General features: G+C 55.2%; 18 protein-coding genes. 10 read left to right on the top strand and 8 right to left on the bottom strand.

The genetic code is table 11. The annotated features are described in order from the left end of the window. Positions 1-17 precede the first annotated feature (17 nt). From mscL to G340_RS16295, 3 genes are all read right to left on the bottom strand, one after another. Positions 18-458 (bottom strand): large-conductance mechanosensitive channel protein MscL, encoded by a 441-nt coding sequence (mscL, locus tag G340_RS0103195; protein WP_020072217.1) that lies wholly within the window; start codon positions 456-458, stop codon positions 18-20. A gap of 217 nt (positions 459-675) precedes the next feature. Further along, the gene (locus tag G340_RS0103190) at positions 676-1,971 is read right to left on the bottom strand and encodes a 2-hydroxyacyl-CoA dehydratase (protein ID WP_020072216.1); all 1,296 of its coding nucleotides are present in this window, start codon (positions 1,969-1,971) and stop codon (positions 676-678) included. Positions 1,972-1,982: 11 nt separating this feature from the next. Further along, a complete protein-coding gene (locus tag G340_RS16295; protein ID WP_020072215.1) occupies positions 1,983-4,877 on the bottom strand; it encodes an acyl-CoA dehydratase activase-related protein in 2,895 nt (964 codons plus the stop codon). A gap of 284 nt (positions 4,878-5,161) precedes the next feature. Here G340_RS16295 and G340_RS0103180 point away from each other — a divergent pair, with 284 nt between their 5' ends. The 4 genes from G340_RS0103180 to G340_RS0103165 all read left to right on the top strand — a co-directional run bounded on the left by G340_RS0103180 (position 5,162) and on the right by G340_RS0103165 (position 8,682). Next, a complete protein-coding gene (locus G340_RS0103180; protein WP_020072214.1) occupies positions 5,162-5,434 on the top strand; it encodes a hypothetical protein in 273 nt (90 codons plus the stop codon). Positions 5,435-5,722: 288 nt separating this feature from the next. Next, positions 5,723-6,850 (top strand): ABC transporter substrate-binding protein, encoded by a 1,128-nt coding sequence (locus G340_RS0103175; protein WP_020072213.1) that lies wholly within the window; start codon positions 5,723-5,725, stop codon positions 6,848-6,850. A gap of 133 nt (positions 6,851-6,983) precedes the next feature. Further along, a complete protein-coding gene (locus tag G340_RS0103170; protein WP_020072212.1) occupies positions 6,984-7,904 on the top strand; it encodes an ABC transporter permease in 921 nt (306 codons plus the stop codon). Further along, positions 7,879-8,682 (top strand): ATP-binding cassette domain-containing protein, encoded by an 804-nt coding sequence (locus G340_RS0103165; protein WP_020072211.1) that lies wholly within the window; start codon positions 7,879-7,881, stop codon positions 8,680-8,682. The genes G340_RS0103170 and G340_RS0103165 overlap by 26 nt, the downstream gene beginning before the upstream one ends. Positions 8,683-8,855: 173 nt before the next feature. Here G340_RS0103165 and G340_RS17370 read toward each other — a convergent pair whose 3' ends face one another. After that, positions 8,856-8,978: a hypothetical protein gene (locus tag G340_RS17370; RefSeq protein ID WP_326522308.1), complete on the bottom strand. Its 123-nt coding sequence runs from the start codon at positions 8,976-8,978 to the stop codon at positions 8,856-8,858. A 423-nt stretch (positions 8,979-9,401) separates the two neighbouring features. After that, on the bottom strand, positions 9,402-9,770 hold the full coding sequence (locus tag G340_RS0103160) for a helix-turn-helix domain-containing protein (RefSeq protein WP_020072210.1): 369 nt from the start codon (positions 9,768-9,770) through the stop codon (positions 9,402-9,404). A 308-nt stretch (positions 9,771-10,078) separates the two neighbouring features. Between G340_RS0103160 and G340_RS0103155 the strand changes: the two genes are divergently transcribed. From G340_RS0103155 to G340_RS0103125, 6 genes are all read left to right on the top strand, one after another. Beyond that, positions 10,079-10,915 carry a GGDEF domain-containing protein gene (locus G340_RS0103155; protein ID WP_020072209.1) on the top strand — a complete coding sequence of 279 codons (837 nt, stop codon included), beginning with the start codon at positions 10,079-10,081 and terminating at the stop codon, positions 10,913-10,915. Positions 10,916-11,127: 212 nt separating this feature from the next. Further along, positions 11,128-12,045, top strand: a complete 918-nt coding sequence (locus tag G340_RS0103150) for an acyl-CoA dehydratase activase-related protein (RefSeq protein WP_326522307.1) — start codon at positions 11,128-11,130, stop codon at positions 12,043-12,045. Next, the gene (locus G340_RS0103145) at positions 12,038-13,132 is read left to right on the top strand and encodes a hypothetical protein (protein WP_020072207.1); all 1,095 of its coding nucleotides are present in this window, start codon (positions 12,038-12,040) and stop codon (positions 13,130-13,132) included. The genes G340_RS0103150 and G340_RS0103145 overlap by 8 nt, the downstream gene beginning before the upstream one ends. After that, positions 13,104-14,051, top strand: coding sequence for an acyl-CoA dehydratase activase (locus tag G340_RS0103140; RefSeq protein WP_020072206.1), 948 nt, complete (start codon positions 13,104-13,106; stop codon positions 14,049-14,051). The genes G340_RS0103145 and G340_RS0103140 overlap by 29 nt, the downstream gene beginning before the upstream one ends. Before the next feature lie 496 nt (positions 14,052-14,547). Beyond that, a complete protein-coding gene (locus G340_RS0103130) occupies positions 14,548-15,321 on the top strand; it encodes a metallophosphoesterase (protein ID WP_326522306.1) in 774 nt (257 codons plus the stop codon). A 74-nt stretch (positions 15,322-15,395) separates the two neighbouring features. Continuing rightward, positions 15,396-16,145, top strand: coding sequence for a FadR/GntR family transcriptional regulator (locus G340_RS0103125; protein ID WP_020072203.1), 750 nt, complete (start codon positions 15,396-15,398; stop codon positions 16,143-16,145). A 371-nt stretch (positions 16,146-16,516) separates the two neighbouring features. On the opposite strand, the gene G340_RS0103115 is transcribed toward G340_RS0103125, so the two are convergent. The 3 genes from G340_RS0103115 to G340_RS0103100 all read right to left on the bottom strand — a co-directional run bounded on the left by G340_RS0103115 (position 16,517) and on the right by G340_RS0103100 (position 19,836). Further along, entirely contained in the window at positions 16,517-17,518 is a 1,002-nt protein-coding gene (locus G340_RS0103115; protein ID WP_020072201.1) for an electron transfer flavoprotein subunit alpha/FixB family protein, read from the bottom strand. A 14-nt stretch (positions 17,519-17,532) separates the two neighbouring features. Continuing rightward, positions 17,533-18,333 carry an electron transfer flavoprotein subunit beta/FixA family protein gene (locus G340_RS0103110; protein WP_020072200.1) on the bottom strand — a complete coding sequence of 267 codons (801 nt, stop codon included), beginning with the start codon at positions 18,331-18,333 and terminating at the stop codon, positions 17,533-17,535. 363 nt (positions 18,334-18,696) lie between these two features. Then, on the bottom strand, positions 18,697-19,836 hold the full coding sequence (locus G340_RS0103100; RefSeq protein ID WP_020072198.1) for an acyl-CoA dehydrogenase family protein: 1,140 nt from the start codon (positions 19,834-19,836) through the stop codon (positions 18,697-18,699). Positions 19,837-19,929 lie beyond the last annotated feature (93 nt).

Here is a 19,929-nt window from a genome sequence, read left to right as displayed (position 1 = left end):
GGAAGCTGTGCGATTGATTATTTGCCGTTAGTTTCTCTGAGCAGATCCCTGATTTCAGTCAGAAGCTCCTCTTCTCTGCTCGGCGCGGGGGCCACGGGCTCGGCGGGCGGCTCCTCCTTCTTTTGGCGCAGCTTGTTCATCAGCTTGATCATCAGGAAGATGACAAACGCAGTGATGACGAAATCCAATACGTTTTGCAGAAACGCGCCGTAGGCGATGACAATGTCGGCGCCGCCGAACGCACCGGGAATTTTTAAAGCCAGGTCGCCCAGATTGATTTTTCCCGTGATTGCCGAAAGCACGGGAGTGATGATGTTCTGTACCAAAGAGGTGGTGATCTTCCCGAACGCGCCGCCGATGATCACGCCGACGGCGAGATCGACCACGTTGCCGCGCATCGCGAATTCCTTAAATTCCTGGATGAACTTTTTCACATGCTGTTCCTCCTGTTTGTCCATAATGTTACCACTCCAAAAGAATGTTCTCCCGCTTTCCCATGAAAGCAACGAGCTGTGTTTGTCTCTCTCCCCGAAAGGTGCGGAGAAGAACGATGGTTCACTCGGGCTGCAGAGAAATAATAATTATTATCTTATCAGAGTTTGTCAAAAAAATCAACTTTGTGCCGGTAGGGAAACCGGGGGACAAAGTTGATTTTTTTTGGATATTTTATCAGTGCTATGCGGTTGTAGCCTGCTTTTCTGTGCGCTGCTTCAGCGATTCCCGGGCTACCGCCAGCATCAGCTTGATGCGGTTTTCCTGATTGACGCGCGTGGCGCTTGGGTCGTAATCGATCGGCACGATGTTGGCGCGGTCGTCGATCTCCTTGATCCGGCGGATCATGCCCTTGCCGCAGATGTGGTTCGGCAGGCAGCCGAACGGCTGTGTGCAGACGATATTTTCAAAGCCGCATTCCACCAGCTCGAGCATTTCGGCGGTCAGGAGCCAACCTTCGCCCATCTTGTTGCCGTAGCCGATCACGTCTTTGACCAGCGCTTTCGTGTGGGGGTAATTCAGCGGGGCTTCAAAGCACGGCTGTGTTTTTACGGCGGCGATCAAAAGCTCCTGCATTTTCATCAGGTAATCCATCATGGCCTTCACCACGCGGAATTTCACCGAGCTGCCGCCGTACAGCTTAATGTCCTCCATGCGGTTATCCACCTTGAACAGCATAAAGTTCAGCAGGCCCGGCACGTTCACCTCGCAGTCCTGCTCGGCCAGGAACTGCTCGAGCTGGTTGTTGCCGAGGGAGGAGTATTTGACAAAGATTTCGCCCACGATTCCCACACGTATCTTTGGCACGCGGTGAACGGGGATCGCCGCAAATTCCGCGGCGATTTTTTCCAGGTTGCCCTTCTGCTGCTTCAGGGAATAGCCTTCATTGCGGCTGAACTGGGAGGTAAGCTCCGCAATCCATTTCTGAACCAGCGCGGCGCTCTCGCCCTTTTTCAGCTCGTAGGGCTTTACCTGATTGTCGAGCAGCATGAGCAGGTCGCCGTACACAAGGCCCGCAACCAGGCGGCGCAGCATGGGCAGGGTAAGCGAAAAGCCCGGGTTGCTCTCAAGGCCCGAAAGGTTGAGGGAAATCACCGGAATATTCTCCATGCCCGCTCTGCGCAGGGCCTTGCGCAGCAGGTGAATGTAGTTGGAGGCACGGCAGCCGCCGCCTGTCTGTGTAATAATCAGCGCGGTGCGGTCCAGGTCGTATTTCCCGCTTTTCAGCGCGTCCATAAACTGGCCGATCACGAGCAGGGCGGGGTAGCAGGTGTCGTTGTGCACATATTTCAGGCCCTCATGCACCACGTTCGGGCCGTCATTTTTTAAAAGTACCATGTTGTAGCCGCAGTTGCGGAAAACATTGATAATCAGCGAAAAATGGATTTCCGCCATCTGCGGGCAAAGGATGGTGTATTCCTGCTTCATTTCCTTGGTAAACAGAATACGCCCGGTTTTGTCTCTTTTCAGTTCTGCCAAGAACGCTCACCTCACTGTTCCAACGCGGCAAACAGGCTGCGCAGTCTGATTTTCACCGCTCCCAGATTCGTAATTTCGTCGATTTTGATCTGTGTATAGATTTTGCCTTCCGCTTCCAGTATCTCGCGCACCTCGTCGGTGGTAATCGCGTCTACGCCGCAGCCAAACGAGACAAGCTGCACCAGGTTCATGTCCGCCCGGGTGCCGATGTACTTTGCGGCGGCGTACAAGCGGGAATGATAGGTCCACTGGTTGAGCACGCCGGTGCGGAATTTTTCCACGCGGTTGCTGATCACATCCTCCGAAATCACGGCGGCGCCGAGGCTGGTGATCAGCTTGTTGATGCCGTGGTTGATTTCCGGGTCAAGGTGGTACGGGCGGCCGCTCAGCACGATGATCGGCTTATGCAGTCGTTCCGCCTCCTCAATGATGCGCTCGCCCTCCTTGTGCACCTGTGCGAAATACTTGTCGTATTCCTCATACGCGGCCTTTGCGGCCTTCTGAACCTCATGCAGGCTGATGCCGGAGAAATACTGGTTCAGAATCTGGTGCATTTTAATGGGGAAGTCGCGCTTTCTGTGAATGCCCACATAGTCGTGGATAAAGGTTTTCTGCTTGAGCTCCTCCACGTTGGCCGAAAGCACCTCGGGATAATATGCAACCACCGGGCAGTTGTAATGGTTGTCGCCCAGCCCCTCGTCGATATTGTAAGACATGCAGGGGTAGAAGATGGTGTCGATCCCCTGCCGCAGCAGCGCTTCAATGTGCCCGTGCATCAGCTTTGCGGGGAAGCAAACCGTATCGGACGGAATGGTGTGCTGCCCGTTCAGATAAAGCGAGCGGGTGGAAAGGGGAGAGGGGATCACCTCAAAGCCAAGCGACGTCCAGAACGAATGCCAGAACGGCAGCAGCTCATAGAAATTCAGGCCCATCGGAATACCAATTTTTCCGCGGGGGCCGGGTACCGGCCGGTAGCTCTGCAGCAGATCGAGCTTGTAGGTGTACATATCGAGCGCCGGGCCGCCCTGCTGGCGTGTGACCGGCTTTTCGCACCGGTTGCCGCCGATGAAGCGCCGGTTGCCGCCAAAGTTGTTGATCGTGAGGCGGCAGTGGTTGCTGCACAGGCCGCAGGTGGCCACCTTTACCTCGTGGGTAAAGTCCCTCAGCTCCTCATAAGGGAGCAGGGTGCTGGTTCCCTTCGCCCGGCTCTTCGCGTACAGCGCCGCGCCGAACGCGCCCATCAGGCCCGAAATGTCGGGGCGGATGACGTTGACGCCGAGCTCCTTTTCAAACACGCGCAGCACCGCGTCGTTCAGGAAGGTGCCGCCCTGCACCACTATGTTTGTGCCCAGCTCTTCGGCCGAAGCGGCACGAATGACTTTATAAATCGCGTTTTTCACGACGCTGACGGAAAGGCCCGCGGAGATATCCTCTGTGGTGGCGCCGTCCTTCTGAGCCTGCTTGACGGAGGAGTTCATGAACACCGTGCAGCGAGAGCCAAGGTCTACCGGGCGCTTCGCGAACAGGCCCTTCCGGGCGAAATCCGCAATGTCGTACCCAAGGGTATTCGCAAAGGTCTGCAAAAACGAACCGCAGCCGGAGGAGCAGGCCTCGTTGAGGAAGATGTTGTCCACCGCGCCGTTTCGGATTTTAAAGCATTTCATGTCCTGCCCGCCGATGTCGATGACGAAGTCGACGTTCGGCATGAAGTATTTGGCGGCGGTAAAGTGCGCCATCGTTTCCACAATGCCATAATCGAGGTTGAACGCGTTTTTCAGCAGCTCTTCGCCGTATCCGGTCACGGCGGAGGAGCAGATGGTCAAATTGGGGTACTGGCGGTACAGATTCATCAGGTATTCTCGGATGATCGGCACCGGATTGCCGGAATTGCTCTGGTAAATGGAGTCGAGAAGCTCGCCGTCCTCCCCGAGCACCACCGCTTTTACCGTGGTGGAACCGGCGTCGACGCCAAGGTACGCCTTTCCATTATATTGGGAGATCTCTCCGCGCTTTGCGCGGCAGCTCTGGTGGCGCTCCTGAAACTCCCGGTACTCCTGCTCGTCGCGGAACAGAGAGGGGATGGACAGAAAATTGCTCTTTCCGCAGTATGCTTCTATGTTCGTCAGCGCTGTGCCCAAATCCACGGCGTTTTCACTGCTGAACGCAGCGCCCATCGCCACGTAGTACAACGAATTTTCGGGGCAGACGCCCTGCACCTTCAAGGCGGTGTCAAAGCTCTGCCGCAGCTCAGAGAGAAACGTCAGCGGCCCGCCAAGGTAAATCACCTTGCCGCGAATCGGGCGGCCCTGCGCCAGCCCGGCAATGGTCTGGTTGGCCACGGCGGCGAATATGCTGGCGGAAATATCGCTTTTGCGCGCACCCTGATTGAGCAGAGGCTGAACGTCGGACTTGGCGAACACGCCGCAGCGCGAAGCGATGGTATAAATTTTCTCGTGCTGCGCGGCCAGCTCGTTCATCTCTTCCAGAGAAAGGTGCAGAAGGGTCGCCATCTGGTCAATAAACGCTCCGGTTCCGCCGGCGCACGAGCCGTTCATGCGCACCTCGGTTCCGCCGGTTAAAAACAGAATTTTCGCGTCCTCGCCGCCCAGCTCAATAATCACATCCGCGTCGGGGATCAGCTTGCCCATGGCCACGCGGGTCGCGTAGACCTCTTGAATAAAAGGCAGGTCGCAGGTTTGAGCAATTCCCATTCCCGCCGAGCCGGATACCGACAGATAAGCGGGCGCTCCGTTTAACACCTCCGCCTGAATTTTGTGCAGAAGCTCCGCCATTTTTTCCGTGATCTGTGAAAAATGCCGCTCATATGATTGATATACAATTTGATTGTCATCGTCCAGCACGACGCACTTGATGGTCGTGGAACCGACGTCAAGTCCGATTCTCATCCTATCGTCCCTTTTCCTCCGCAATCTTTTGGCCGTTTTGGCTGTTGCATTTCATGAACAGAGCCAGGCCGGTTCGGCGGCCCTGTGTGTTTGATCCGACACGGAACTGAATTAGTTAGGTTGCTTAACTACTTTTTGCTGTTCCTATTGTAATGCAGATTTTACGTTTTGGCAAGCGCTGCGCACCGCCTAACGGAATTTTAAGAGATTTACACAATTCGTTCTCTATATATTGTATGGATATGTTCTAAAATACACCTGATTTAGTAAAAGCAAAGCAATAAATGGCGCAGTATGATCCCAAAACGGAAATCATTGTCTATCACTTTACCGTTTTTTTGAGCGAATGTCAAATTCTGGAACTGATCTTTTTGCAGCATATTGCGTTTCAAATCGACATTTTTTCTACCGGACGCAGGTGGGGTGGGGAATCGCCGTATTGGGCGGAGAAGTTGTGGCAAGCAATCGGCGGTGGTGAAAAAATGGAATTTTGGATTTGCGGTGTTGACAAATTCAAAGCGCCGTCATATAATAGGGGCAATAACACAAACCTGTGAGTAAGAGTAGTAGCCGGGCAGGATGTCTTTCCAGAGAGCCGCATGCGGTGGAATTGCGGCAAGAGATCGCGCGGGGAATGGACTTATGAGGGCGGGGCGAACGGCCATGGTGCCAAGTAGTCTGCGACGGGGGCTCTGCCCGTTATCAGTGGAGCGCATATCGAACGGGTATGTGAGAAAAGAGGGCGCTGAGGCGTCAATTTGGGTGGTACCGCAGGAGCAGATGCTCTTGTCCCTGAGCGATCGGGGGCAAGGGCTTTTTTTATTGCCAAACAGGAGGTGGGGCGTATGCCGGATGGCTGGTGGAAGCGCAAAACCGATCAAAACATCTTCCCAAACGATATTGAAATAATGCAAAGAGAAAGGTTTGGTATTCCTATGAAAAAGCTGATTACGAAAATTGCCGCAGTTTCCCTGGCCGCTGTTATGGCCGCAGGATTTGCCGGATGCTCCAATGGCTCCTCCGCTTCTTCCGCCGCGTCCGACGGAGGAAAAGCACTGAAGATCGGCGTGATTCAATACGCGCCGCATCCGTCGCTCGATAACTGCTACACTGGCCTTGTGGAGGGCCTGAAGGAAGCCGGATATGAAGAGGGCAAAAACCTGACCATCGATTACCAGAATGCGCAGGGCGATGCCTCCAACAGCGATTTGATTGCGAAGAATATGGTTTCCTCCAAATACGATATGCTGGTTGGCATTGCGACCCCGTCCGCGATGTCCGCTTACAGCGCGGCCAAGGATACCGATATCCCCGTGGTGTTCACCGCGGTTTCCGATCCCGTGGCGGCCGGGCTGGTGAAGAGCCTCGAAAAACCCGAAAACAACATCACCGGCAGCTCCGACGTTCTCCCGCTGGAGGAGCAGGTGAAGATGATCCGTGCCTTCCTGCCGGACGCGAAGAAAATCGGCGTGCTCTACACAACCAGCGAGCCGAACTCCGTCAGCCAGCTGGCCACTTTGAAAGAGGTTGCGAGCAAATATCATTTTGAAGTTGTGGAATCCGGCGTCGTCAACGCGTCGGAGGTTGCTTCCGCCGCCGCGTCGCTCGTCAGCAAGGGCGTCGACTGCATCAATAACTTTACGGACAACAACGTCGTCAACAATCTGCAGGTGGTTCTGCAGGCCGCAAATAAGGGCAACATCCCGGTATTCGGCTCCGAGATTGAGCAGGTGAAAAACGGCTGCCTGGCCTCTCAGGGAATCGACTATGTCGCGCTCGGCAAAGAAACCGGCAAAATGGCGGCTTCGATTTTGAAGGGCGAAAAGAAAGCCGGAGAAACCCCCGTTTACATTGTAAAGGATTTTGCTCCCGTCTATAACGCCGATGTTCTGAACATCTTCGGCATGACTCTGCCGAAGGAGTACGAAAATGCGCAGGCGGTTACGGAAGATTCCCCGGCGTCGAGCAAATAATAGCGCAAACGGCCGCACGGTTTTACGGCGCCGGATTCAGAATCTGATTTGCGGTTTCTCTGCCCGCCGAATACGCGGCGGAGAAACCGCCGTGTGTTCAAACTTGATTTGTACGGAAAGCGGGTAACAGCGAATGGATGTTTTTTTTGGCCTGTTCTTCAACGTCATGGAGGAGGGCCTGATTTACGGAATTATGGCGATGGGCGTGTACATTACCTATCGGATTCTGGGGTTCCCGGATTTGTCGGTAGACGGCACGTTCCCGCTGGGCGCGTGTGTCACTGGGGCCTTGATCGCCGTTGGCGTGAATCCCTGGGCCGCGTGCCTTGCGGCCTTTTTGGCCGGCGCGGCTGCCGGCTGCGTCACCGGTCTGCTGCATGTAAAGCTGCACATTACCGACCTGCTTTCCGGTATTCTGGTGATGACGGGCCTGTGGAGCGTGAACCTTGTGGTGACAAGGGGCTCCGCGGTGCTCCCCTTCTACAATAAGCCGACCATCTTTACCTCCGGACCCATTGTTCACCTGATGCCGCCCGGCATGCAGGATTACCGCGTGGTGCTCATCGTGCTGCTGGTGGTGGTCATAGTCAAGGTGCTGCTCGACCTGTATTTAAAGACGAAGTCCGGCCTGCTGCTGCGCGCTTCGGGCAATAACCCGCAGTATGTGATCTCGCTCGGCAAGGACCCGGGACGAATGAAGATCGCCGGGCTTGCGATCGGCAACGGCTGCACGGCTCTGGCCGGTTCTATTCTGGCACAGCAGACAGAGACCGCCAATATCTACGGCGGTACGGGTATGGTGGTTATGGCGCTGGCCTCGGTCATCATCGGCACCAGCCTGTTCGGCAAGATCAAATTCATCCGCCCCACCGCCATGGTGGTGATCGGCGCAATCCTGTACAAAACCTGCCTGGTGATCGCGATGCAGCTCGGCCTGCCCACGAATTACCTCAAGCTGCTGATGGCGCTGCTGTTCACATTGGCGCTGGTGGGGAATCAGGCGTTCTCGGGAAGGAGGAAGCATCCGCATGTCGTTAACCCAACTCAAATCTGACAGTATGGTCAGTCTGCGGAATATCTGCAAAACCTTTTCTCCCGATTCCGTGAGCGAGGTGGTTCTGTTTTCCGATTTTAATCTCGAAATCCTGCCCGGGCAGTTTGTTTCGGTGGTCGGCAGCAACGGCTCCGGCAAAACCACCCTGCTCAACCTCATCTGCGGCAGTATCGTGCCCGACAGCGGCAGCATTCTGCTGAAGGGTGAGGATATCAGCAAGAGGAAGGAATTTCAGCGCTCCAAATCGATTGGCCGGGTATTTCAGGACCCCGCAAAGGGAACCTGCCCGGAGCTGACCATTTTAGAGAACATGGCTCTTGCGGACAACAAGGGCTCGTTTTACGGGCTTTCCCGCGGCGTGAGCCGCCGCCGTACCGACGAATACCGCACCATGCTGCAGCGCCTGGATTTGGGGCTTGAGGATAAGCTCGGCGTGCAGGTGGGCAGTCTTTCCGGCGGGCAAAGGCAGGCGCTGGCCCTCTTGATTTCGACGATGACGCCGATCGATCTGCTGATTCTCGACGAGCACACGGCGGCGCTGGATCCACGCTCCTCCGAAAATGTGATGCGCCTGACGCAGGAGCTGGTGACGGAAAAGCGCCTGACGACGCTGATGGTGACCCACAATCTGAAATATTCGATTCAGTATGGCAACCGGCTGCTGATGATGCACCAGGGCCAGGCGGTGATCGACGCCGCGGACGAGGCAAAAGAGGCCCTGTCTACGGACGATCTTCTGAATCGCTTTAATCAGATCAGCCTTGAGGTCGGGAATTAAATCTTTTCTCAAAAATAAAAGAGAGCGGCGCGCAGCGCCGCTCTCTTTTAAAGATTAATTCAGATATTCCATTGCCGTAGGACGAAAGTCCTGCGGCTTTTTCTTGTCCAAAACTCTCTCACAAAGTTAATGATATTCCTCGTCAAACGAATACTCATTCAGTTCCGGGTAATCTAAAAAAATTCCGCCAGAGTCATGTTGAATCCAAGGGCAATATGATGGAGCGTTTGAACGCGCGGGTCTTTTGTTACTCCGCGCACGATGTTGTCAATGGTAGATTGATTCAGGCCGCACATGGATGCCAGCTTGTTATAGGCGATCCCCGCTGTTTGCAGAGTGTAGATATCCGCAACACAATATCTCAGAATAGATCATAAGCATCTCCTGCCGCATCCTGGTTAATAAATATATGATAATTGGAACAAGAGAAAACGTCAACCTGAATTCGGATTGACGTTTGAAATATCTCCATGGAAAACCATCTGTATTCGGGGTGTAAGACAGGGAAAAATCAAAATTTTCATTCGGAGTCTGTTTTTAAAGTGATTCCCATATCCCAATAAGGCGAATTCCGTACAACGGAATCTTTAACTAATATATCTGTCATTCATCCTTTCTGTGCTTTTGCAGATGTCTGCATGGTAAGGCGGCCGCCTTGGGAGCCGATTTCGTTTTTGTCCCGTGTCGGTAGCCGGAAAAAAGAAAATTTCGCCTGGAATTCACAGGAGCCCCTTTTGTTCCACCTCTTCCTTTAGGAGCTGAAGCTTCAGGTATTCCACCACAGCACAGCGCCCGACAATGCTCAGGGAAAGCGCCTCCGTCAAAAGGCGTCCGGTGGTGTAACCGTCCGCAATTTGCTGATTCAGAACGTCCACCCCTTGCTTGCATTCGGTTCGGCCCAACAGATAATCCGTGGATACGTGATAAAAATCGGCCAGTGCAATGACGGAGCGAGTTGAAAGCTGCGATTCCCCTTTTTCGCATCGGGAATAGTGCTGCTGTGTTGTTCCCAAGACGGCTGCTATGTCTGATTGTCTTAAATCTTTATCTTCGCGTAAATCGCGAATAATTTGATTTATTGCTTTCATTTCAACCCTTCCTTCAACATATATTAATACGAAAACGATCTTATCACACGCTCTATTTACGTATTGACTTGCACAAATATTATATGTATAATTTAAATAAAAACACTTATTCTGTGTTTTTGGGGTTTGCGGAAATAGTTTGAATACCTTTCTGTCATTTCTCTCAAAGCCCGAAACCCCGCAATTGCCGGGCGCTTTGAGAGAACACGATTTTCAATGGCTGAGCGATTTTTGCGGGTTCCGGGTTGGCGGTGTACGGCTTTGATCGAAGGAATTTGCGGTCCGCCGAATCGGTAGAAAGGGAAGTAATGGTATTAGAATCTTTATCAGATGTGGGGAATCTGCTGTATGGATTGAGGGCGTTTTCGTCTTCGCTGTACTTTGTGGATTCCACCTGCGGACTGATCCTTTACGGTGAATTGCAAAGCGTCCATTCGCAAGGGCTGTTTGAGCGCTCTTTCGAGAAAAGCTTCGACTATCAAATCCTTTTCGGGCCGGGCACAACGCTGCGTGTATCTGCGGAGGATTCGACGGTCTGCAGTATTCTCGAAATCCCCCTTATCGTGGGGGAAAGAGTCTGCACTCTGGTAATGGCCCGGCGCATATTCCGCCAGGAAGAAAGGATCGAGGACGAAAACGCATGCCGGGAAACGGTCTATACCGATTTTCTCACGCACCTGTACAACCGGCGGTACATCGATCTTCGGCTTCCCGCCGATCTGCAAAGCTGCTTTGAGCAGAAGCAGCCGCTGAGCATTCTGTTTATCGATATTGATTATTTTAAGAAGATCAACGATCACAACGGCCATGTGGCCGGCGACTGCGTGCTGCACGGAATCGCCGTTCTGCTGCAAAAGATGGTTCCGGCCAAAAGCGGGTGGGCGGCCCGCTACGGCGGCGATGAATTTCTGGTTTGCCTGCCGGGGTGGGAGAGCGACTCCGCCAAGCAGATTGCCTGCCGCATCCGTGATTCCATTCGCGGTCATATTTTTCGTACCACCTATGGGCAAATCGCCATCACCTGCAGCATCGGTGTGGAGACGGTCACCTCAGACCATGCGCCAAAGGCTGTGGATGAGCTGATTTACCTTGCGGACAAAAAGCTGTATCAGGCCAAAAACGCCGGAAGAGATCAGGTGGTATAAGCTGGGTGTTCCAATCCAAAACGGTGATTATTTTCAAATCAAAATCCCGGAGCTGTCTTTCAAAAAAATGATGTGATTCCTGAAAATCCACTTAGGGCGAAACGCCCGGAGCGGATTTTTTGCTTTTTGTCGAGACTGCGCCCGACGTGGGGTTATGGAAAAGCGTCGCCCGAATGAATACTTGCAGGGAAAAAATCCATAATAGCATCTGGGTGATAACTTTGAAAATTGGAATACCGAAGGCGTTTTTATATTATCGTTACGGCTGTTTGTGGGAAACATTTTTTCAGGAGCTGGGGTGCGAGGTTGTCGTCAGCAGTGAAACCTGCAGAACGATTCTGGAGGATGGGATTCGTCATTCCGAAGCGGAAAACTGCCTGCCGATGAAGCTGTATCTGGGGCATGTGGAATCGCTGCTGGGGCAGTGCGACGCGGTGCTGGTACCCCGCTTTGAGGGAAACCGCGGCAGCGAGGAATTCTGCGTGCGTTTTTTGGGGCTGTACGATATTGTGCGCCACACGTTTCCCTGGGCCAAGCTGATTACTTACAATTTAAAGGGGAGCGCGCGCGCCGAGCTGTTTGCCTTCTGCGCGATGGGCCGCCAGCTGGGGAAAAGCGCGGACCAATGCTTTCGCGCGTACCAGCGCGCCAGACAGCGCCAGCAAAATCAGGATTTGGCGCGCATGGAGCGTCAGCAGCGTGTCAGCGAGGGCGACGGCTTGAAGATCCTGATCGCCGCGCAGCCCTATATCAGCCACGATTCGTTTATCGGCGGACCGGTCTGCCGAATGATCCGGGAGCAGAACGGAACCGTCTTATTTTCCGATTACTGCAACCGGAGCGTTTGCAGCCGAAAATCCAAGGCGATTTCTACCGAGCTGTACTGGACGATGAACAAAGAGATGATCGGCGCGATCGAGCTGTATAAAAACCGCGTGGATGGCGTGATTCTGCTCACCGCGTTCCCCTGCGGAACGGATTCCCTTGTCAACGAGCTGGTCATCCGGCGGGTGCACGAGGTGCCGGTGATTCAGCTGCTCATGGACGAGCAGCAGTCGGACGCCGGGCTGCAGACCCGCATTGAGAGCTTTCTGGATATTTTGGGGGAAAGGAAGAAGGTTTATGGATAAGCAACTTGTGTTCAGCTTTCCCCACATGGGAGATTACCACGTGGTTATCCGCTCCATGCTCGGTGAGCTTTTCCCGGGGCAGAGGGTGATCTCGGCACCGCCGACCACCCAGCGCACGCTGGAGCTCGGCGGCAAATACAGCCCCGATTTTGTCTGCTCCCCGTTTAAATACAACATGGGGAACTATATTGAGGCGCTCGAGGCCGGGGCGAACGTGCTGCTGCAAACGGGCCTTGGCTGCCGCTACGGCTATTACGGAGAGGTTCAGGAGCAGATTCTGCGGGACTTGGGATATGAGTTTGATTTTCTCTGCTTTTCCCGGGCGCACGTAAAGCCGGAAAAGATCTATCGGGTACTCCGGAATCTGGGGTGCCCGCTTTCCATGCGCGAAATTCTCGGCGTGATGATGCGCACCGCGGAAAGCCTGAGAATCATGGACGCGCTGGATTATTATATCCGTGAAAACGTCGGGTTCGAGATCGTCCCGGGCTCCTTTGAAAAGCTTCAGAAGCAGCTTTTAAAGGAGTTGAGCGAGCCGCAAACCATGCTCCGGCTGGAACGCCTCAAGCAGGGGTACGCGCGCGCCGCGGGCGAAATCCCCGTAAAAAAAAGCGCCATGCCGCTTCGCGTCGGGGTGATTGGGGAGCTGTACACCCTGATGGAGCCGTTCAGCAATTTTTATCTGGAAAAGCAGCTGGCGCGCAGAAATATCAGCGTCAGCCGCAGGATGAGCGTGTCGTTTCTGCTGTTCGGGAAGAAAGACCGCATCTCTCTGCGGGAAAGCGGAGGGTATTTAAAATATACGGTGGGAGCCAATGGAGTGGACAGCGTCTGCCAGGCAAAGCGCTATGCCGAGCTGGGCTACGACGGGTTGATCCACATGAAGTCGTTCGGCTGCATTCCGGAACTGAACGTGATGCCCGCTTTGACGCGACTGGAGCAGGATTACGGCATACCGATTCTGCATCTGAGCTTCGACGCCAACACCAGCGAGGTGGGCGTGGAGACAAGGCTGGAGGCCTTTGCCGATATGATTGACATGAGGAGGAAAAAAGCGTATGGAACAGCCCGTGTCTCTGGGGGTTGATATCGGCTCCATCTCTACCAAGGGCGTGCTGCTGAGCGAGGATGGGCAGGTGCTTTCGGAGGAATACCTCTGGACGGAGGGGAACCCGGTGGGAGCGGTCAAGCGGCTGGTGGGCATCCTGCTTGAAAAGGCGCCCGGCCCGGTCAGCGTGCGTACCGTCGGCACCACCGGCTCCGCAAGGCGGCTGATCGGCAGTATGCTGGGGGCGGACGTGGTCAAAAATGAGATCACCGCCCACGCGGTGGGCACGCTGTCGCGCCACCCGGGGGTGCGCACCATTCTGGAGATCGGCGGGCAGGACTCGAAGATCATTCTGATCCGCGGCGGGGTGGTCTCCGACTACGCGATGAATTCGCTGTGCGCGGCCGGCACCGGCGCTTTTTTATCGTCGCAGGCAAAGCGCCTGGGGCTCGAGGTGGAGTCGCTCGGCGATCTGGCGCTGCGCTCCCGGTCACCGTCCAAAATCGCCGCCAGATGCACGGTGTTTGCGGAATCGGATATGATCCACAAGGCCCAGACCGGCCACAGCAAGGAGGATATTGTGGCGGGGCTGTGCCGTGCGGTGGTTCTGAACTATTTAAACAATGTGGGCAAGGGAAAGCGCATTGAAGAACCGATTGTGTTTCAGGGCGGCGTGAGCAAAAACAGAGGGGTCGTGCGCGCGTTCGAGGAGGAGCTTCATGCCGGCGTTACGGTGGATCCGGAATCTCACCTGATGGGCGCGATCGGCGCGGCGATTCTGTCGCGTTCCGCGGCAAGGGAGCGGCCCTTCGATCCGTCTTTGCTGGAAATGACCTTTACGACGAAGGCTGGGGAATGCTCCGGCTGCCCGAACCGCTGCGAGATCGTTCGGTTTTACCGGGGCGACGACCTGCTGGACGCCTGGGGCAACCGCTGTGAAAAGGGCCTGAACAGATAAAAAATATTCTCACCGGTATTCCCGGTGTCGGATTTGCCGCAGGGAAATTATTCCTGCGGCTTTTTGTCGGAAGAACGGGCCGCGAGCCCACGTGTGTCCGTATTGTCTATTCGCCTGAAAACCGTCCGGCTTTCAGGCTGTGCTCTCCGCGGCGCAAATGGGCTGTGTGACGGCAGCAAGCCAGCGACAATTCTGCGTGCGCTGCAAAGCGGTCTGGCTTGGCAGCCTTTTCAGTATAAATGCACTTTTTCGCTTTCACAAGCAAAATACGGTCTTTCTGCTTGTTGAAGGCGAAAAATAGTGCTATGATATTGCATATGCCGCCGTGAGCGTGCATCGGGCCTGGCGCCTGCCTGTTGCGCAAGAACGGTCGCTCTCCCGGCGGCGGAATCGGAGGCAGTGCGTGAATTGGTTGGCGAAAAGGAAGAAGCGAATGGGTTACTTATTGCTTGGTTTATGCGTGATCCTCTTTTGCGCTTGGCAGAACAACAGCATAGTGATAACAAGGATAGTCTGTCGCAACCCCAAAATTCCAAAGGAATTCAACGGATATGTGATCGCCCAGATTTCCGATTTACACAATAAAGAATTTGGCAGCGCGCAGCGTCCGCTGCTGAATCGGTTGGAAAGCGTATCACCAGATTTGATTGTCATTACCGGCGATCTGGTAGACAGCAGGCGGTATCGCTTAGCTCCGGCCATGCGGTTGGTAAACGGCGCCGTGAAAATCGCCCCCGTGTACTATGTATCCGGGAATCATGAATCGAGGCTCAGGCAATACCCCGAGATCAAAAGCCGTTTGACCAAAGCGGGGGCTCATGTGCTCGACGACGCGGCGGAGAAGATATCCCTCGGGAGCAGTTCCGTCGAATTGCTGGGACTGCGGGATCCCGCGTTTGTCGGTTCCGACAGCGCAAGCGGGGGCCATACGGCGGAGCTCTCGGGCCGTCTGGCCCGGTGGTCGTCGCCGGATGTTTTTCAGATGTTGCTTTGTCACCGCCCGGAGCTGTTTTCCCTGTATGCGGAGCACCGAATGGAATTGGTGTTTACCGGCCATGCCCACGGGGGCCAGATTCGGCTGCCGTTTGTGGGCGGGCTTGTAGCGCCGGGGCAGGGTATCTTTCCGCGCTATACCAGCGGCTCTTACACACGGGGCGTGACCACGATGGTCGTCAGCCGGGGGCTGGGGAACAGTCTTTTCCCCGTTCGGGTCTTTAACCGCCCCGAAATCGTCGTGGTTACTCTGCAAAGCGGCGCAGAAGAAAAATAAAATCAGAATGATAATATCGCCCGGTGGCTGTGCGGAGAGAATGGCCCTGCGCACCGGCGGCGGAGGTTGATCCAATGGAAGTCGAAAAGGAAAAAAACTCAAAAGCGTACGAAAAGGTAGTGGACTATTTACAGCAAAAGCTAAAGGACGGCACGCTTTCGCTGGGCGATTCCCTTCCGCCGGAGCGGAAGCTGGCGGAAGAGCTTGGGGTAGGGCGCAATTCCGTGCGGGAAGCCATGCGCCTGCTGGAGCACATGGGCTTTATTCGCAGCGAGCACGGCGCGGGCAACTTCATCTGCTGCGACATCAGCCAAAGCCTGAACGACACCTTCACACTGCTGTCGCTGCTGCAAAGGATCAGCTACCGGCAGCTGGCAGAGCTGCGCAGAGGGCTGGAGCTGGAGGCCGCCATGCTTGCCGTGGACCGTATTTCTTCGGATCAGATCGCGAGGCTGGAAGAACTCGTGCAAAGCCTGCGCACCCATGAAGGGGAAGAGGCGGATCTGCTGGATAAGGAGCTGCACGAGCTGATTGCCATCGCTTCGGGCAACGAGCTGATCATTCAGATTCTGCGCGCGCTGTCGGATTCCATCGACCGCTTTATTCACGACCTGCGCTACAATATTCTGCTGCACGACGACACGGGGCACAAGCTGCAATACGCGCACGAACAGATCGTCAACGCATTGTGCCGCCGGAACAAGCTTCATCTTTCGCTGGCGGTTCAGGATCATTTTGCGCTGATTGACGAATACATGCTCGAGCAGGGCCTCATGGCCGATTTTTCTCCCGCTCAGGAAGAGGATTCTTTTGACGAAGAGTAGCTGTTTTGGGCGGCCTGCTTTCCAGAAATTCACTGAAGAAGTGATGCTGCATAGAAGCGGCGATTGCTTCCTCACCCTTCGTGGGAGCCGCCGTCGGCTGATTTGTATGACCGTTCTATCATGAACAGAAAATAGAGCAGGGCAGATCGTTCGATCTGCCCTGCTCTATTTGAAATAAACCGTACAATTGCAGAAAAAAGGATGATTAAAAACCGTTTGTGCCCGCAGAGCAAGGAAAACAAGGCCGCGGATGCGCCGGGCAACCACATACTCGCTCGCTTCCCTTCGATTACAGCAGGGGAAGACCGTCGCATTCGCAGCGTTGCGTCTATGCTCTCAGGTGCAGGCAAACGGAGAGGGGATAAGAGGAATCAGACCTCTGCCTTCGCTTTGCGAATTTCCTCGATCATCGCGGGGATGACCTTGACCGCGTCGCCGATGATGCCGACGTTCGCCACATCAAAAATAGCGGCGTCTTCATCCTTGTTGATCGCCACAACAAAGCCGGAGGAGGACATGCCGGAAACATGCTGTGTCGCGCCGGAAATACCGCACGCAATGTACAGCTTTGGCGCAACGATCTTGCCGGACTGCCCAACCTGGTGCGCTCTTGAAACCCAGCCCTCCTCAATTGCGGGGCGGGTAGCGCCTACCACGCCGCCCAAAAGGGCCGCCAGCTCTTCCACCAGCTTAAAGTTTTCCGCGCTTCCCATGCCGCGGCCGCCGGATACGATTACATCCGCGTCTTCCAGGTTTACGCTTTCGGTCAGTTCCTTCACCGCCTCGCGGATTTTTGTGCGGATGGAGTCCGCCGGAACCAAAACCGTTTTCTTTTCTACTGGGGCGGTATTCTGTGCGGCTTCGGGCTTCGGGAACGCGCCGGTGCGCACGGTGGCAAACTGAACCGCGGAGTTTTCGATGACCTCTTCCGCCAGCACGGTGCCGCCAAAGCGGGGGGTAGTCCAGCGCACTGCGCCGTCTTGAGCGGAGACGGCGGTTACATCCGCAACGCAGCCGCTCTCAAAGCGGGCCGCGAGGCGGGGTACAATCCCCTTGCCCTGCAGGGTGTTTCCCATCAGGAATACGGCGGGTTTTTCGTCTTTTACGAGCTGCTCCAGCACGCCGGTGTATTCGTCCATTGAAAAGGCGGTGTAAGCGGGGTCGTCCACAACAACAACCTTGTCTGCGCCGAGGGCGGCAACCCGCTGCGCGGCCTCGTCCAGCCCGCTGCCGATCAAGGCGGCAGTCACTTTCTGCCCGGCGGCGTCGGCGATCGTTCTGGCCAGCGTCAGCAGCTCCAAACCGACGTTCACGGGTTTTCCGCCGGCCGTTTCCACATACGCCAATACGTTCTGATTTTGATTTTGTTCCATGTTTCAGTACTCCCTTACAGCGCTTTTGCTTCGACCATCATGGCTACGGCCCGGCGGGCGGAATCCTCGCAGGTCTCTTCTTTGATTTTTACCCCGGCAACCTTCTGGGGCGGCTCCGCAAACCGTACGGTGCGGGTGAGAGCCGCTTTCTCGCCGACCTTGCCGAGACCCTCGCCCAAATCTGCCAGAGAAATGGGGTCGATGGGCATCTTCTTCGCGGCCAGCTTACTCTTGATGGTGGGGTAGCGGGGCGTGTAGGCCGGTGTATTCACGGTAACGACGCACGGCGCGGCGGAATCGATCAGGTTGTAGCCAAAATCGGTTTCCTGCTTTGCGGTGACGGTGCCGTTCTCGTAAGAAATATCCGTCAGGTTGGTGATTAGAGGCAGATTCAGCAGCTCGGCCAGCTGTGCGCCGGTTTGGCCGGTGGCCTTGTCGGTGGCTTCCAGGCCGCAGAAAATCAAATCAAAGGGCTTGCCGGATTTCTCTTCGAGCTTTGCCTTAGCCGCTGCCAGAATCCGGGCCTTGCCCAGACTGTCGGAGCCCTCAAACGCGGGGTCGGTCAGCAGAAAGGCGTGCTGCGCGCCGACCGCCAGGCAGGTTTTCAGCGCGTCGCGGACGCCTTCGCCGCCCACGCTGATCACCGTGATTTCGCCGCCGACTGCTTCCTTCAGGCGGGTCGCCATTTCCAGGGCATAGGTGTCAAACGCGTTGACCACCTGCGCCACGCCGTCCAAGTCGGGCGTTCCGTCCGCCTTCAGGCGGATTTCAGCCGCGTCGTCCGGCACTTGCTTGATACATACCAGTATTTCCATGTGTTTTGTTCTCCTTGCAGAATAGTAAAGCAATTCTCTCCTTCCCCGCCAAGGGCGGGAAAGGAACTGCTGTATGCTTGCATTTTGTGCTTCTTGCAGAAAGAATACGTTTGGTTTCTTCCCCACCAAAAGCGGGGGAAAGACCGTTCTCATGCGTGGATTTCGTTCCATAAAAGAATTTCTTTGGCTTTCTTCTCGCCGAAAGCGGGGAAGGATTGCTCCCACGCGTGGGCTTCATTCTTCTTGCAGAATCATTCGCTTTGAAAACGGTCGATTGCTTCCCCGCCCCCGGCGGGGAAGCAATCGCAGGTTTTGCGCAATGCCGCCTGAAGGGCGGCAAGGGTAAGCAGGTGCTTTGGTAAATCAGAAGCGCCCGATGGTATTATTGGCAACCACAATGCGCTGAATCTCGTTGGTTCCCTCAAAAATCTGGAAGATTTTCGCGTCGCGCAGCAGCTTTTCCACCGGGTATTCACGGCTGTAGCCGTACCCGCCGAACATTTGAATCGCTTCGGAAGCAACCTCCATCGCGATGTCGGACGCGTAGCACTTCGCGATTGCGGATTCCTTGCTGAAGGGCAGGCCGAGATCCATCAGAGTAAGAGCATGGGCCACCATCTGGCGGGCAGTTTCAATCTTGATGGCCATGTCGGCAATTTTAAACTGGAGTGCCTGGTTTTTCAGCACCGGCTTGCCGAACTGAATTCTCTCTTTGCCGTAGGCGATGGCTTCCTCCATGCCGCGCTGGGCGATGCCGGTGGCGATGCAGCCCATCCACGCGCGGGCCTGATCCAGCGTTTTCATGGCGATGGAAAAGCCCTGTCCTTCGGCGCCGATCAAATTAGAAGCGGGAATGCGGCAGTCCTCGAGCACCACGTCGCAGGTGTTGGAGGTGCGGATTCCCATTTTATCCTCTTCATGTCCCGTAGAAAGACCGGGCGTGTCTTTCTCGATGAAGAACATGGAGATTCCCTTGGTACCGGCGGATTTATCGGTCATGGCGGTCACGCAGTAAAAGGACGAAACCGCGCCGTTGGTAATAAAGCATTTGCGGCCGTTCAGAATGTAGCTGTCGCCATCCCTAACGGCGGTGGTTTTGCCGGCGGAAGCGTCGGAGCCCGCGCCGGGTTCCGTCAGGCAGAAAGCGGCGAAGCCGCCGTTTACGATCAAATCGCACGCGTGCTGCTTTTGTGCCTCGGTGCCGCCGATCAGAACGGGCTTCATGCCGAGGCCGCTTGCGGAAATTGTGGTGGCAAAGCCGGAATCGGCAATCGCCATCTGCTCGATCAAAGCCGCCACAGAGACCCGGTCAAGGCCCATGCCGCCGTATTCCTCGGGAACCTCGAGCATGTGCAGCTGCATTTCAATCGCCTTATCGTAAATTTCTTTCGGCCATTCGCCGGTTTTGTCATATTCCTTGCACTGTTCCTTTACTTCTTTTTCACAGAATTCCTTCACTGCACCCAGCAGCTCCTGGCCTTCCTCAGAAATGATATATGCCATCGCTTATTCCTCCGCTCAAAATAATATGAATCGTATGCTTTCTGATCCAGCACTTTTATGAAAAGCATGGAATCAGAACCTTTGCGCTTGGTA

Source organism: Faecalispora sporosphaeroides DSM 1294, from assembly GCA_000383295.1.
GTDB classification, from domain to species: Bacteria; Bacillota; Clostridia; order Oscillospirales; family Acutalibacteraceae; genus Faecalispora; species Faecalispora sporosphaeroides.
This window is presented reverse-complemented; position numbering and strand designations above follow the sequence as displayed.